We start from the raw sequence: 15,070 nt of genomic DNA, 5'->3' as shown, positions 1-15,070 counted from the left end.
ATCTACCCAGTGTAAAGTATCCTTTTCCTTATTTAAAACCATTTTAGCTTACATCTAATCATTATCACTCCATTTGATACCCATCCGCACTGAAAGCAGTCACTTTTTGTTCGAGTATTACTTAGTTATTTGTTTTTTTACTTTTTTAGGTAAGCTAATCCTTGTAATTTTATCATTCAACTTTTGGAGGTAATTGTCCCAAACAAAAGGTGATGACTGCAACTGATGGAATTTCCTACCTACTTATTTTCATTCACCCTTATACTTTCTTCCTTGCTAGTCAGCATGTTAGCTATTTATATAGCTACGAGCATTAAGGAACTCACCAGGACGGTCACTATTACCATGTGGTGTGCGGCGATATGGGGATTCTTTTATGGACTGGAGTTGATATCTGACACACGAGAACTCAAACTTCTTTTCATAGACCTTGAGTACATAGGCATTTCATTTATTGCAGCAACTTGGGTGAGATTCGCTATAAATTATACTAGTTATAAACCCAAAAATCGTTCTCTCATTCTTGGCTCTCTTTTTTTAATTCCAACTATCACCTTCATCCTAGTCCTTACAAGCCCTTATCATTCATTCTTTTACGAGCGAATGACCATCATCAAAGAGGATAATTTTACAAATATTGTTTTGGACAAAGCGCCATGGTATTATGTGCAAGTAGCATTTTCCTATTCAGCGTTTATTCTAGGGATAATAATTCTATGGCGTCGCTTCCGGTATTCAAACCCACTCTACAAAAAACAAACTAAACAAATAATCCTAGCAGGATCCATTCCAATTGCTTTCAATATTTTCTATCAATCCGGCATTCTCCGACCGTTTGATACGATTGACCTCACTCCTTTTTCGTTCTTGTTGTCTTTCGCGATAGTTGGCCTATCTATAGCGAGACATAATCTATTCAACATCAAACCTATAGCGCATAGTAAAATCATCGAGGCGCTCTCTCGCGGAGTTTTAGTTCTTAATTCGAATTCTGAAATTGTTGACTACAACTCTGTGATGAAATCATTCTTGGTAGAACCGAGGATAATCAAACCAGGAGACCCAGGTAGTGGCCTATTTCAAAACCAGCCTGAAGTAAGATTATTGCTATCCAGTGACGATGAAAAGACTATAAGATACATTCTAACTCAGAAAGACAAAAAAAGAAATATACAGGTAGAGAAAGTAGCACTTACCGAAAGTGAAAAAACTGTAGGTACTATCCTCTTATTTGAGGACACTACTGAGCAAAGAACCATTAATGAAACCTTACAGAATCAAGCTCAAGAACTGCAACAACTTAATGATCTGAAGGATAAATATCTCAGCATCATCTCTCATGATTTGAAAGGACCAATTTTCGGCATTAAGGAACTGATACACATGACCAACACTGGACTAGTTTCTCAAGATGAATTTATGGAGATGCTTCCTGAGGTTTCAAAAAACATGGAGCAGGTAGCACTTTTATTGGAAAATCTTCTGGCATGGTCTAGTTCTCAACTTCGTGGTGGAGAAACTGTGACTATTCAGGAATTCGATATTCATAAAATATTGACTCAGCAAAAAATAATTTTAGAACGAATTGCTAGCGAAAAGAAAATTGAAATAGTTATCGATGCTCAGGCTAAATCCTTCGTAAAGGCTGACAAAAACATGATGGAATTGGTCGTGAGAAATCTAATCAGCAATGCGATCAAGTTTTCTGAGCAAGGAAGTAAAATCTTGGTTTCAACTCAAGATATAGAAACAAAAATCAAGATTTGTATAGAAGATTATGGCAAAGGGATTTCTCGAGAAAACTTATCAAAAATCCAAGATGGCATATCTTTTACCACCATCGGGCAAAGCAACGAATCAGGAACTGGACTTGGCTTGGTCTTAGTTAAGGACTACATACAAAAAAACCAAGGTCAATTGGAAGTCTCATCTGAAGTAGGTGTTGGCACTAAATTTTGCATGAAATTACCAGCTGCCCCACCAGAATACCCTTCTTAACCCAATCCAATCAAAAAAGCCATAGTATCAACTTCATCAGCATAATCCCAAGGCTCAGGATTCTGAGCAGCCCCAAAAGGAACCTTCCCTGGACCAGCACCCACGATACATTGTATTTTATCTTTTAAGCCTGTAAGCTTTTGCTCAAGTTGGACTTCATCCTCATATACTTCATAAAAAAGCACAGAAATCGGAGACACTAGATCTTCGCTTTCTTTCAAAAGTAAAAAGCCGTTATCCAAGTGATCTTCTAAGTTTACCAGATAGATAGACTTATTGTAATCGTAATTATTATGGTATTTGTGATGCGAAGCGATTGGTGAATAAACTTCAAGCGCCCCCAAAAACCCCTGAAGTTGTTCTTTAGTTTTCACATAAATCTTAGAGACATTTCTGCAACCTAAGCCGAAGTATTGGAATATGTCCCTTCCCAAACGAATATAGTCTTCTGTAGTTTCATTGCCGGATAAAACAGCCACCGAAGTTCTGTTCTGTCGGATGACATGAGGATATTTCCCGAAATAATAATTAAAATAACGAGAAGAATTATCGCTTCCAGTAGCGATATAGGCATCCATTCCTTTCAGCATTTCTTCAATCCGAATCTGCTTTTCCAATCTAGGCTCCAGTTCCACCAGCTTTTTAATGATCCATTTCATCAAAATCTCGTCCGAAGAACTTAGCTTGATCACTGCCAGATTACCGGACAGAATCACACACATCATATCATGAAAACCAACGGCTGGAATGTTCCCCGCCAGCATCAAACCAATCGACTTTGGGTTTTCAACAGCTTTTAATTCGTAGTTGGACAGCCAAGCATCTAATTTTTCTCTAGATAACATTAAACAAATGCCTTCCAATGAAGACTCTACTGATTCTTTAGTAAACCAATTATTGTTGTTTTCTGCTCTCCAAAGCAATTCCTCCTTCTCATCGGGACTAAGGTTTTTTATGGCTTCCCCAAGATTTACAAATGCTGCTATTCGTTCTGCTGGCTTCATACGATACTATTAAAGTCACAAATTTAGCTTTTTTGAAAGGATGCGAACTTAGAATCGAATTAAATTAGTTAGTGTGACAACTTTTTTATTGCCTTACAGTTTTAAGGTTATTACTTTTGGTCTTTAAATAATTGAAGTTATGGCTATAATGATTACCGACGAATGCATCAATTGTGGTGCATGCGAACCAGAATGCCCAAACACAGCGATCTATGAAGGTGGCGTAGAGTGGACTTGGGGTGGCGGTACTAGTTTGAAGGAAGTTACGTTAGAAGACGGTACTGTCGTAGATGCTAATGACAAGCAGGAGCCTGTTTCTGACGAATTTTACTATATCGTGACAGATAAGTGCACAGAATGTAACGGATTCCATGAAGAGCCGCAGTGTGCTGCTGTGTGCCCTGTAGATTGCTGCGTAGATGATCCTGATCACCGTGAAACTGAGGAAGCTCTGCTGGCTAAAAAAGCCATGATGCACGGAGAATAATCACGCTGACTCCCCTATTTTCTCATTTAATTTCTACCAGATCCCCAACCAATTAGGGCGAGTAAGAGGTTATTCAGATAAAAAAATAAAGTTCTAGCTTGAATTGTAGGTTCGAATTGTTTTACTTAGGTCGTATTTTATCCAACCTTATCATATAACATATAGAATTGTGGACGATCAAAGAGGCTATGACAGAGAGGAGATTTTCTCTAAAAAAGTAAAAGCAGGTAAGAGAACGTATTTTTTTGATGTTAAATCAACTCGCTCAAATGACTACTATCTTACCATTACAGAAAGTAAGAGAAAGGTAAACGGCGACAATTTCACTTACGAGAAGCACAAAATCTTCCTTTACAAAGAAGATTTCTTCAAGTTTGCGGAAGCGCTTAATGAGACCGTTGATCATGTGAAAAATGAACTCCTTCCTGATGTTGATTTTGAGCAATACGAAAAGGAAGAATCCGAATCAGAGTTCAACGATGAATTGAAGTGGGAATAATTAGCTTTGATTCATTGAATTTCTAGTTTCAAAATAGAGAAATAGTATATTAGAGGAGGCAGTAATGTCTCCTTTTCTTATTTCAGAATATGCAGCGTTTTTTCATTTACCTCATTTTATTTATTGCAGTCTTCCTGCTTTTTGGATGGTATTTTTCCAATATCACCCTTTATCTGATTATTTCTTTGATCCTAGCTGCGCTTTTGCGTCCACTCACCAATCATCTAAATGACTTCCATCTTTTAGGACAGCACATACCAAGATGGGCGGCAATAATCCTATCCTACTCTGCTATAGTGCTACTGATGGTATTGCTCAGCTTTCTATTTTTCCCATTGATTAACAATCAAATCATCATCCTAAGCGAATTGGATCTCAATGGAATTTATGAACAAATACAAATTCCGGTTTCAAGAGTTGAAGCTTTCCTTTTCAGGCATGAGCTATTAGAAACTCAACCAGGATACCTATTTGGCCGGATGAAAGTCAGTATGATTGAAATGATCAAAGGCTTTGATTTCACCTCATTTATAGGAGGAGTCATTAACATTACCAGTGGTCTTTTCATTGGCACGCTCGCTATCGCATTTATCAGCTTTTTCCTTTTGCTGGAAAATGGATTGTTGCGAAGAAATTTGCTCAACCTGATCCCAAATCCATTCTTTGAGCTTTCTGTCGCGACTTTTACCAAAGTTGAGAAACTTCTATCCAATTACCTTTCTGGTCTTTTGCTTCAAATGCTAGCAATTTTTTCTCTTGCCAGTTTCGGTCTTACAGTCATGGGAGTAGAATACGCTTTGACTATTGCCTTATTTGCTGCTGTGGCAAATCTAATTCCTTATGCAGGACCATTATTAGGAGCTACTTTTGGAATTATCGTAGGCATTTCTTCCGGAAGTTTCGATACAACTACGGAATTGAACTACCTAATCATCAAAATACTTTCAGTATTTGGACTCGTACAGATCACGGATAATATATTTCTTCAGCCGATGATCTTTTCTAAATCTGTAAAAGCGCATCCCCTTGAAATATTTGTTGTTATCTTTGCCGGGGCAAAAATTGCCGGCGTTGTCGGGATGATCTTTGCTATTCCTGTTTATACCATTTTTAGGGTCTTCATTTTGGAGTTCTACAAAGGGTATAAATCTTACAGAATATTTAAAATAAAATAACGAATTAATGGCATTACAATGTGGCATTGTAGGACTTCCAAACGTAGGGAAATCCACTCTGTTTAACGCCCTATCCAGTGCGAAAGCTGAAGCAGCTAATTTCCCTTTTTGCACTATTGAGCCTAATGTGGGTGTAGTTACTGTACCAGATAAACGACTTCAAATTCTTGAAGAACTGGTCAATCCTCACCGTGTACTTCCTACAGTGATTGAATTTGTAGATATCGCTGGACTAGTGAAAGGCGCAAGTAAAGGCGAAGGTTTAGGAAATAAATTTCTAGCAAACATTCGTGAGGTAGATGCAGTTATTCATGTAATCAGATGCTTTGATGATGAAAACATCGTCCACGTAGCTGGTGGTGTAGATCCTATTTTCGACAAGGAAGTGATTGACACAGAACTTCAATTGAAAGATTTGGAGTCCGTGCAGAAAAAAATCCAAAAGACTGAGAAAGTAGCAAAGGCTGGTGATGCAAAAGCAAGAAAAGAACTTGAAACACTTTTGTTGTTCAGAGATGCTTTGACAGAAGGCAAAAATGCTAGATCGGTAGATGTGGAAAAAGAAGATTTGCTGGCTGTTTCCGATCTGCATTTATTGACGATCAAGCCTGTAATCTATGTCGCCAATGTAGACGAAGAAAGTCTACAAACCGGCAACAAATATGTAGATAAGCTAAAGGAAGAAGTGAAAGATGAAAACGCCGAGGTAATCATCCTTTGCGCAGCAATAGAAGAACAAATCGCTGAATTTGAAGACCCAGAAGAAAAGGAAATGTTCCTTGGAGAATACGGTTTGGAGGAAAGCGGGCTGAACAAATTGATCTACGGGGCGTATTCATTATTAAACTTAATCACCTATTTCACCGCAGGTGTGCAAGAAGTAAGAGCATGGACCATCAAAAAAGGATGGAAAGCCCCGGCTGCAGCTGGCGTGATTCACACAGATTTCGAAAGAGGTTTCATCAAAGCTGAAGTAATAAAACTAGCTGAATATCAGAAATTCAAAACTGAAGCAGCGTGCCGAGAAAATGGTAAAATCGCAATTGAGGGCAAAGAGTACGTTGTCCAAGATGGTGACATTATGCATTTTAGATTTAATGTATAACATTTTCTCAAAAAAAATGATAATTTTGTAATTGCTTATTCACCCCAAACGTTACAGTTTTATCTTATTTATTGTCTCATTTTATTTTTAATTTACCGTGAGAGTTAGACTAATATTTTCCCTAAAAAACAAGGGTTCCTATTTACCTTTCCACCATCAGTACATACTGGCGCAATTCCTTAAAGGGTTAATTGTGAAAGGTGGCAGAGAAGAGTTTTACAACTACAACTATTTCAATTTTTCTGGTCTGAAAGGCCAGACTAAGGTAAGTAGAAGTGGTTTGCATTACTATTCGAGTTTAGTGACCCTGGTGCTGTCTTCCCAAAGTGAAGACTTCATGGATTACTTGTTAGAGCAGGTTTTTGCCACCCCAAAAATCGAACTCGGCAACCTAATCATGGTTCCTGAATACACTGAAATCGAAGTTGAGCCAGTATTGGAAACCTCAAACAAGTTTGTTTGTATTTCCCCTCTGGTATTGATCACTCCTGCATTCAATGAGGAAGCAGGTAAGCGATTTATCAGCCCGGACAGCGATGAGTTTTCTGATTTACTGTATGAATCTACGCTTACACGGATGGAGCGATCTGGCTGGTACACTGCAGAGCAAATGGAGACTTTCTATAAGTTTCAGGTTGTTCCAGACATGGTTTATGTTAATAAACTTAAAGAAGCACAGAAAAAATTCGCTAGAATCTATGCCGTTTATGACATGGATGTGAAATATGAGGTAAGAGGATATACACTTCCTATCACCTTATATGCAGCTCCTGAGGTTCAGGATTTCGTATTCAAATGTGGTTTGGGAGCATTCACTCACAAAGGTTTTGGTATGCTGGATTTGGCTAATCACCCAACTGGCCCAAGAACTACCACATATAAATTCAAAAGAGAAGGTTTTGTTCCTTACAAACCAAGCAGCGAACGTACTCGTGAAAATGTTGCTCCACCAGTTGAGGATAGCAATGAAGATTCCTCTTCTACAGAAGAATCCTAAAATAAAATCCCTTCCGAAAATTCGGAAGGGATTTTATTTTATAGCCTTCGGCGATTTGGGTGTAGATAAATATAACCTACTAACTGATCATACCGAGAACCCAAATTCCTGAAATAGACAAGCACCTCGTACTCATTCTCCGTTTCGAAATAACTCCCTTCAAAATCCTGCGGGTTGAACTCTCCATTTTCCAAATACGCATATTGGTAGTCATACCAGCCTTGCTTAGCTAAGAGCGAGGTCGTATAAACACCCATTTTTGGATCCCATTCCATCTTTGCTTCGGGAGCTTTACCCCAATTTGTCAAAGAACCAAGCAAATATACTGGCTCAGCGCTTTGTGCTATTGCTAGCCTGTAAGTCATCAGCATGTATTCACTTTCTATTTCAGGATTTCCACCTGGCCTATCTTTGGTTTCAATCAAGTATTGACCATTTAAATCCAAATATTGTGAATAGGCACCGTCCGTTCTTGGCTTGTTTATATTTCCATCTGCGAAAATCACATCAGTCTCCACACGGATATCAGCGATATTCACACCATTTGCTCGGATAAATCGTAAATCCACAAACCTAAACTCATTACCTGCATCGAAGGTATTTGCTCCATCGAAGGATTCATATCTCAAAATCTTAGAACTCTCATTTAAGAAAGTCGGTTTGGCTAAATACTTAGCATTATCCCAGCGTTGGTTTTGGCGCATCAGCACTTTAATCTGTTCCTCAGGGTTGGTCACTTCGCCAGCAGAATAATTTACCACAATATTTATTTGTTGGGAATTCCGTCTATCTGAAGTCTGAGAAGGAGGAACTATAGCAGCCCCAACCTTAAAAATCTCCTCGTAAACCATAAACCTTTTGGTTAAAATCACATCAGTTTCATCTCGCTGTCTATAAACTTTCAAAATATAATTTCCTGATTTGGTCACTCTTGGCAGTTCAAACCGGTAGTGAATGTATGGAATTCGCGTGTTGACTGAATATTCATAATCCTGAATATTAAACTCGTTGAATGTCGGAGAAAAATCATTGTCTTTAAGCTGTGATTTTTGCCAATCTGCATCGCAGTGAATCAGCTTAGCAGTATAAAGCTCTGGATCATAAGCCAAATCATCAAACAATAATACTAGCGGCTTTCCATTCAAGAGGGGCACTACAGGCGCATCTAAAGAAGCATCAAACGTCACGCCTGCAGGAAATAAGCGCACAGACTGAATGTGTTCTTTGTATACTTTATCTTCCAGCTGTTGCGCAAAAAGTTGCAAAACAGCCAACATACTAAATAAAAAACTTAAAAAAAGGGATTTGGTCTTCATCCTGAAAAATAGGCAAAATGAAGACCAAATCTAATATTTACTAAGAAAGGACTTCCTGAAGATTAGAAATTTTGTCTACCAAAACTTCCCAATGCTCATTTGAAGCTTTGAGTTTGGCCTGAAGTTCTTGATAATTTTCCTGTATTTCTTGAGCTTCTTCCTCGCGAGAATACAATTCTGGATCAGCCATTTTTCGTTCCAACCCCAACTTTTTATCCTCCAAATTCTCCACTTCCTTCTCCACTCGCGCTAACTCTTCTTCAAGCTTTCTCAGATCTTTTTTGGCTTGCTGCGCCTCAGGATTATTCGCTTGAGGCTTTGGCTTTTGCTGCTCCTTTTTTGCTGGTTTAGGTGCAGATTGAGTAGGAGTAGCTTCTATTTGCTTTTCACGCCATGCTTCATACTCAGCATAAGTACCTGGATATTCTTTGATCTCATGATTCTCGATGTACCAGATTTTATTTGCCACTCCTCTTATGAAGTGTCTATCGTGAGAAACGGTTACAAAAGTACCCTCGTACTGCTGCAATGCCTGAATCAAGATGTTTACCGATTGGAAATCCAAGTGGTTTGTAGGCTCATCTAGAAGCAGAAAATTTGATTCTGAAATCAGGGTTTTTGCCAAAGCGACTCTGGATTTTTCTCCTCCTGAAAGTACTTTGATCTTTTTGAAAACTTCCTCATTGGTAAATAAGAAGCATCCTAGTACTCCTCGAAGCTCCATTTCAGACTTAGCACTTCCAGCTTGAGCCATTTCCTGAAGGATCTCATTGTCCAGCGTCAAAGCCTCTAACTGATGCTGAGCGAAGAACGATTTGATGACGTTGTATCCTTCTGTTCTTTCGCCTTGTAAATTCTTTTCAGAGCCATCGATAATTCTTAGCAAGGTTGATTTACCCTTTCCATTAGCTCCGATCAAAGCTATTTTATCCCCTCTTTCTATTCTTGCCGTAGTATTTTTCAGAATAACATTATCTCCATACGCTTTAGAAATATTATCCAGAATGACCACATCACGACCAGATTGCTTTGAAAACTTGAACTTGAAATTCACTGAAACCTCATCGCTCACCACCTCATGCACTCGATCCATTCTGTCCAGCGCTTTGATTCGAGACTGAACTTGATTGGATTTTGTCGCCTTAGCTCGGAACCGCTCAATAAACTTCTCAGTTTGCTTGATCATCTGCTGCTGATTCTCATATGCATTCTGCTGAATCTCCATTCTTTCCTTTTTCTCCTCTTTATAAAAAGAGTAGTTGCCTGAATAAAGAGTCAATGTATTACTCGCCACCTCCACAGTGCTGCTGATACAATTATCCAAGAAAGTCTGATCGTGAGAAACCACGATCACCGCACCTTCGTAGTTCTTCATGTAGTTCTCCACCCATTCTATAGACGGAAGATCCAAGTGGTTAGTAGGCTCATCGAGCATGAGTAAAGATGGCTTTTCAAGCAAAAGCTTCGCAAGCATCACACGCATTCTCCATCCCCCAGAAAAAGTTCTTAAAGGTTTTTCAAGATCTGCAGATTTGAAACCAATTCCTTCCAAGACCTCCTCAGCTTTTGCTTTGATAGTATATCCTTCATTTGCTTCGAATCTATCCTGAAGAAAAGCCAATCTATTGATAATCTCCTCAGAGTAATCAGTTTCCATCTTTTTCAAGACTTCATCGATCTCATCTTGAAGTGCCAAAGTTTCTTTGAATGCTGCCAAAGCCACATTCAAAATACTATCATCTGACTGATAAGACAGCAAATCCTGATTCAAAAATCCTATCGTACAATCCTTAGCTTTCTGAACTTCTCCAGAACTCGGCTGGTAGTCACCATTGATAATTTTCAATAAAGTAGACTTACCTGTACCATTTTGGCCTACTAGGCCGATCTTGTCTTTAGGCTTGATGTGTAAATTAGCGTTCTCATAAAGTGGACGCCCTCCGATGAAGTAAGAAAGATTGGAAATCGATAACATGGCGCAAAATTAACCATTAACCCGCTCATAACCTTTTCATTCCTAAACATTCTGAATGTTTCTTAACTTACTATATCAAAGAAACACCCAATTATGAAATATTTATCACAAATCTCAACAGCACTTGGTCTTGCAATCACGCTATTCAGCTTTGGATGCGAGCAAAACAAAAAAGCTGAGGCTCAAAGTTTTACAACACCAAATAGTGCAAACAAAAGAAATATCAGTACCGCCAAAGCTGATGTAAAACTGGATAAAATTATCCTTCCGGCGAATTTCAAAATCGATGTTTGGGCAGCAGACATTCCTAATGCCAGAGAAATGGCAATTTCCGATGAAGGAGTACTTTTCGTCGGAAGCAGACAAGAAGGAAATGTCTATGCTGTTATTGATGAAGATGGCGACGGCAAAGCGGACACCAAATTTACACTTGCTGAAGATCTCCAGATGCCCAATGGAGTTGCCTATAAAGATGGCGATCTCTATGTGGCTGAAGTCAGTAGAATTATCCGCTTCAAAGACATTTTAAACAATCTGAACACACCAAAATACGAGGTCATTTTCGATGAATACCCCACTGAAACTCACCATGGCTGGAAGTTTATCGCTTTTGGACCAGATGGAAAACTGTATGTTCCAGTTGGCGCTCCTTGTAACATATGTAAATCAGATGATGAAATTTTCGCATCGATCACACGAATTGATGTGGATTCACCAAACCCTACTCCTGAAATATACGCTCATGGGGTGAGAAATTCAGTTGGTTTCGATTGGGACCCAACTACTGGCGACATGTGGTTTACAGACAATGGTCGTGATATGCTTGGCGATGATGTACCAAATTGTGAGTTGAATCATATCTCTGAGGCTGGACAGCATTTCGGCTACCCTTATTGGCACGAAGGATCGGTCAAAGACCCAGAGTTTGGAGATCAAGGTGGTCCAGCAAGCGATTACGTAGCTCCAGCCGCTAAAATGGGGGCACACGTAGCTCCACTAGGAATGAGATTCTATGAAGGAAGTATGTTCCCAGCAGAATACAAGAATCAAGTGATCGTAGCCAAGCATGGCTCCTGGAATAGAAGTAAAAAGTCTGGATATGTACTTACTTCTCTTAAAGTAGATGGATCTACTGCTTCGGGAGAAAAAGATTTCGCAACAGGTTGGCTAGACGAAGAAGCTCAAGAAGCTTGGGGACGTCCTGTGGACGTACAAGAATTGAAAGATGGAAGTCTATTGATTTCTGATGATATGGCTGGAGTGATTTATCGGGTCACGTATTCGGCAAACTAGTTCATAATAAAGGGAAGCAATTGCTTCCCTTTTCTTTTTTACTATAATGTATTACTCTATTGCAGAGAAAACCATTTGGCGAAACTTCCAGCTGGATTCGTCTCCAGTTCCGCCTTGTGTTTGCTTCATAAGGATGCCAATCGTATTGGTGACTGGATCAGCAAAATATTGTGTATTGAAATATCCGCCCCAATCAAAAGTACCAAGACTACCTATCCCTCCCTGGGCAACACCATTTGCATCTACCAGTCCAAAAGCCAATCCATAATCTTTGCCTCCATCACCCAATAAATCTCCAACTTGATTGCTCATAATGGCTTTTATGGTAGTTGGACTTAAGAATCTTGTACCGTTATAAGCTCCACCGTTTAGGTACATCTGTAAGAATTTAGCATAATCTTCAGCAGTGGAAGAGAGTCCAGCTCCTCCAGAGAAGAAAGTTTTTGCACCAGTTTTTGGATAATCAGGATCGTAAAAAGTCACAGGAAATGATTCCCATTGGTTGTTTACTTTTCTGTGGATAGTGACCAATTTCTCTGCCTGAGTATCATTCAGATAAAATCCTGTATTCTTCATTCCCATAGGATCAAAAATCCTGGTTTGCAGAAATTGATCAAATGGCATCTCTGATACCACTTCAATAAAGTAACCTAAAACATCCAATCCTTCGCTGTAAGTGTATTTCGTACCAGGCTCATGATGAAGAGGCAGCTTTGCCAATTTCTTGATGTTATCCCCTATTTTAACCGGTTCAGTTGTAAATAAGTCTACAATTCCAGCCTTTTGGTATATCATTTTCATCTGCTCATTCCCATCGATCATTCCATAACCTAAACCAGAAGTATGCGTAATGAGATGCCTAATGGTAATTTCTCTCGGAGAAGGCTTTGTAGAGTATGAAGAATCCCCATATCGGAATCCTGAAAGTATTTGTGGATTGGCAAACTCTGGAATGTACTTGGAAATAGGATCATCTAATCTGAATTTTCCTTCCTCCCATAGCATCATGACCGCAGTGGAAGTTATTGCTTTGGATTGTGATGCTATTCTGAAAATCTGATCTTTGGCCATTTTGGTACTCGAAGCCACATCTGCAAACCCCTTAGCTTCGTGATAAACGATCTTCCCGTCTTTCACTATTAAAGCCACTAAACCCGGCACTTGGTTCGCACTTAATGTCTGATCTAGCATTTTATCGATGCGCGCCAATCGTTCAGCTGAAACGCCAGAAAGTGGTTGTTTTCCTTGTGGAGTTAAAGTAGTTGAGGGTGTTTGGGCAAAGAGGCTGAGGCTAAAAAGCATCGAGTAAACAAAACAGCTAAGTAAGCCGAAATTCCTTTTCATAGGTCGTAGGTTTTAATTGAAAAGTAAAATAAGAAATCTCAACCACTATTCTATCCCGCCAATACCGAAGACAAAAAAAACAGGCCGATGAAGAGTCACCAGCCTGTTTATAGCTTGATTATAATATCAATTAGTCAACTTCAAAATAATATTCAGTTCCGTCCCTGAACATCCCAAGAACGACTATTGAATCCCCTTCAGTATCTTCTAGCACTTCCAATAAATTGTCTACTCCAGAGATTTTTACCCGTCCGCTTTCTGTGATTATGGATGTTATGATAAACCCTGGTTTAGCACCAGCTCTTCTCCATTTTTCTCCCGCAACAGATGATATTAAGGCTCCACCAGATAATTCAAGTTGCTCTTTCACTTGATCAGAAACTTCTTCAAAACTAACTCCCTCAAACTCGTAAGTTTTAGGAATAATTTTCTCAACAATATCTGTAGTACCAGAGAAATTCTTAAGTGTCGCTTTGGTTTTGTAGGTAGTCCCGTCACGGATATACTCTACTTCCACTTTGTCTCCAGGGCGTTTTCTAGCTACCATTTCTTGTAGATTTGCCACGTTATTGGTCACTCTTCCGTCTACGCTTATAATGATATCGCCAGCTTTAAGACCAGCTTCTTCACCACCACTATTTTCATTTACACTTCTGATATAAACTCCTTGCTCAACAGGAAATTCCAGACCAAGACCGTCCGCTAGCTCTTGACTAACATCAAGAATCCCTACTCCAAGCAATGCTCGTTGGGCAGTACCGTACTTCATAAGATCATCCATCACTTTTTTCACAAGAGTACTTGGTACTGCAAAAGAATATCCACTAAATGTACCGGTAGAACTTGCAATTGCAGTGTTGATCCCAATCAATTCTCCTGCAAGATTGACCAGAGCACCTCCAGAATTCCCAGGATTAACCACCGCATCTGTTTGCAAGAAAGCTTCTACAGATAAGTTATCTTCTACATTTCTAAGAATACCGATATTTCGAGCTTTAGCAGAAATAATCCCTGCAGTCACTGTAGAATTCAGATCAAATGGATTACCAACTGCAAGCACCCATTCTCCAATTTTTGTCTTATCTGAATCCCCAAATCTCACAAAAGGCAATCCCTCTGCATCAATTTTCAAAAGAGCCAAATCAGTCGTAGGATCAGTTCCGATTACTTTGGCAATAAATCGCTTATTATTATCTAGAGAAATCTCTAATCTGTCGGCGTTTTCTACAACGTGGTTGTTTGTAACAATATATCCATCAGGGGAAATAATAACTCCTGAACCAGAACTCATCATCGTAGGCCCCTGCTGACCTCTTCCTCCCTGCTCATCTCTCGGTGGTATTCCAAAAAACTCTTGTAATGGATCTCTACGGCTTCTGCTACTTCCTGTATAAGTCATTTGACTTTTCACATGAACAACAGCCGGCACTACTGCCTCTGCAGATGCTACAAAATTAATTCCATCTGGGACTGTAAACTCTTCCCCAGAAAGCAAGTTTGCAAAACTCGCTGGTTGCTTCTCATCGAAGCTAGATGCATTTTGTGGTTGTACTAGAAAGCTAACGCCTGCCAAGGCAACGATGCCCCCAATTAAAGAGGCAAGAAGCATTCCTAGAAAGAATTGTCTTTTGCTCATATTTCCTAAGTTTTATTTAAATTATTAAACAGAATGATGATCAAATAGATCCAAAAACCACACCTGAAAAAGTGGCTACTAGGCCAAATTAACAGGAATTAACTGATTTTCTACGTATGGTAATTAATTAACTTGTGAACTGTACCCAGAGTTTAGAAATAAGTAAATAAAGAATGTGCATCATCGATAGAATAGGATATTCTCCGCAGCAAATAACATTTTGCAAATAGAAATACAAATA

12 protein-coding genes are annotated in these 15,070 nt (G+C 39.2%); 7 read left to right on the top strand and 5 right to left on the bottom strand.

The window, feature by feature from the left end; all coding sequences use genetic code 11:
* The first annotated feature begins 225 nt into the window (after window positions 1–225).
* Window positions 226–1,998 carry a histidine kinase N-terminal 7TM domain-containing protein gene (locus AACZ87_RS08805; RefSeq protein WP_339866499.1) on the top strand — a complete coding sequence of 591 codons (1,773 nt, stop codon included), beginning with the start codon at window positions 226–228 and terminating at the stop codon, window positions 1,996–1,998.
* Here the strand turns inward: AACZ87_RS08805 and AACZ87_RS08800 are convergent.
* Window positions 1,995–3,002, bottom strand: coding sequence for an acyl-CoA reductase (locus AACZ87_RS08800; RefSeq protein ID WP_339866498.1), 1,008 nt, complete (start codon window positions 3,000–3,002; stop codon window positions 1,995–1,997). The genes AACZ87_RS08805 and AACZ87_RS08800 overlap by 4 nt on opposite strands.
* Before the next feature lie 139 nt (window positions 3,003–3,141).
* Here AACZ87_RS08800 and AACZ87_RS08795 point away from each other — a divergent pair, with 139 nt between their 5' ends.
* The 5 genes from AACZ87_RS08795 to cas6 all read left to right on the top strand — a co-directional run bounded on the left by AACZ87_RS08795 (window position 3,142) and on the right by cas6 (window position 7,265).
* Window positions 3,142–3,489 carry a 4Fe-4S dicluster domain-containing protein gene (locus AACZ87_RS08795; RefSeq protein ID WP_339866497.1) on the top strand — a complete coding sequence of 116 codons (348 nt, stop codon included), beginning with the start codon at window positions 3,142–3,144 and terminating at the stop codon, window positions 3,487–3,489.
* A 169-nt stretch (window positions 3,490–3,658) separates the two neighbouring features.
* Window positions 3,659–3,988, top strand: a complete 330-nt coding sequence (locus AACZ87_RS08790; RefSeq protein WP_339866496.1) for a DUF3276 family protein — start codon at window positions 3,659–3,661, stop codon at window positions 3,986–3,988.
* Between the two features lie 89 nt (window positions 3,989–4,077).
* Window positions 4,078–5,163: an AI-2E family transporter gene (locus AACZ87_RS08785; RefSeq protein WP_339866495.1), complete on the top strand. Its 1,086-nt coding sequence runs from the start codon at window positions 4,078–4,080 to the stop codon at window positions 5,161–5,163.
* 7 nt (window positions 5,164–5,170) lie between these two features.
* On the top strand, window positions 5,171–6,268 hold the full coding sequence (gene ychF / locus AACZ87_RS08780) for a redox-regulated ATPase YchF (protein WP_339866494.1): 1,098 nt from the start codon (window positions 5,171–5,173) through the stop codon (window positions 6,266–6,268).
* A 97-nt stretch (window positions 6,269–6,365) separates the two neighbouring features.
* A complete protein-coding gene (gene cas6, locus AACZ87_RS08775; protein ID WP_339866493.1) occupies window positions 6,366–7,265 on the top strand; it encodes a CRISPR-associated endoribonuclease Cas6 in 900 nt (299 codons plus the stop codon).
* 38 nt (window positions 7,266–7,303) lie between these two features.
* Here the strand turns inward: cas6 and AACZ87_RS08770 are convergent, their stop codons facing one another.
* Both AACZ87_RS08770 and AACZ87_RS08765 read right to left on the bottom strand, forming a co-directional pair.
* Entirely contained in the window at window positions 7,304–8,581 is a 1,278-nt protein-coding gene (locus tag AACZ87_RS08770; protein ID WP_339866491.1) for a DUF5103 domain-containing protein, read from the bottom strand.
* Between the two features lie 40 nt (window positions 8,582–8,621).
* Complete coding sequence (locus AACZ87_RS08765; protein ID WP_339866490.1) at window positions 8,622–10,556, bottom strand: ABC-F family ATP-binding cassette domain-containing protein; 1,935 nt, start codon at window positions 10,554–10,556, stop codon at window positions 8,622–8,624.
* 93 nt (window positions 10,557–10,649) lie between these two features.
* Here AACZ87_RS08765 and AACZ87_RS08760 point away from each other — a divergent pair, with 93 nt between their 5' ends.
* Window positions 10,650–11,849, top strand: a complete 1,200-nt coding sequence (locus AACZ87_RS08760; RefSeq protein WP_339866488.1) for a PQQ-dependent sugar dehydrogenase — start codon at window positions 10,650–10,652, stop codon at window positions 11,847–11,849.
* A gap of 51 nt (window positions 11,850–11,900) precedes the next feature.
* Here AACZ87_RS08760 and AACZ87_RS08755 read toward each other — a convergent pair whose 3' ends face one another.
* Both AACZ87_RS08755 and AACZ87_RS08750 read right to left on the bottom strand, forming a co-directional pair.
* Window positions 11,901–13,193, bottom strand: coding sequence for a serine hydrolase domain-containing protein (locus AACZ87_RS08755; RefSeq protein ID WP_339866486.1), 1,293 nt, complete (start codon window positions 13,191–13,193; stop codon window positions 11,901–11,903).
* A gap of 130 nt (window positions 13,194–13,323) precedes the next feature.
* Window positions 13,324–14,829, bottom strand: a complete 1,506-nt coding sequence (locus tag AACZ87_RS08750; protein WP_339866485.1) for a trypsin-like peptidase domain-containing protein — start codon at window positions 14,827–14,829, stop codon at window positions 13,324–13,326.
* Window positions 14,830–15,070: the final 241 nt, after the last annotated feature.

The organism is uncultured Algoriphagus sp. (genome assembly GCF_963974365.1).
Classification (GTDB): domain Bacteria; phylum Bacteroidota; class Bacteroidia; order Cytophagales; family Cyclobacteriaceae; genus Algoriphagus.
This window is presented reverse-complemented; position numbering and strand designations above follow the sequence as displayed.

Coding starts and splice junctions, on each gene's coding strand:
- AACZ87_RS08785 (WP_339866495.1), top strand. CDS start 4,078: ATGCAGCGTTTTTTCATTTACCTCATTTTATTTATTGCAGTCTTCCTG.
- ychF (WP_339866494.1), top strand. CDS start 5,171: ATGGCATTACAATGTGGCATTGTAGGACTTCCAAACGTAGGGAAATCC.
- AACZ87_RS08770 (WP_339866491.1), bottom strand. CDS start 8,581: ATGAAGACCAAATCCCTTTTTTTAAGTTTTTTATTTAGTATGTTGGCT.
- AACZ87_RS08795 (WP_339866497.1), top strand. CDS start 3,142: ATGGCTATAATGATTACCGACGAATGCATCAATTGTGGTGCATGCGAA.
- AACZ87_RS08805 (WP_339866499.1), top strand. CDS start 226: ATGGAATTTCCTACCTACTTATTTTCATTCACCCTTATACTTTCTTCC.
- AACZ87_RS08800 (WP_339866498.1), bottom strand. CDS start 3,002: ATGAAGCCAGCAGAACGAATAGCAGCATTTGTAAATCTTGGGGAAGCC.
- AACZ87_RS08760 (WP_339866488.1), top strand. CDS start 10,650: ATGAAATATTTATCACAAATCTCAACAGCACTTGGTCTTGCAATCACG.
- AACZ87_RS08755 (WP_339866486.1), bottom strand. CDS start 13,193: ATGAAAAGGAATTTCGGCTTACTTAGCTGTTTTGTTTACTCGATGCTT.
- AACZ87_RS08765 (WP_339866490.1), bottom strand. CDS start 10,556: ATGTTATCGATTTCCAATCTTTCTTACTTCATCGGAGGGCGTCCACTT.
- AACZ87_RS08750 (WP_339866485.1), bottom strand. CDS start 14,829: ATGAGCAAAAGACAATTCTTTCTAGGAATGCTTCTTGCCTCTTTAATT.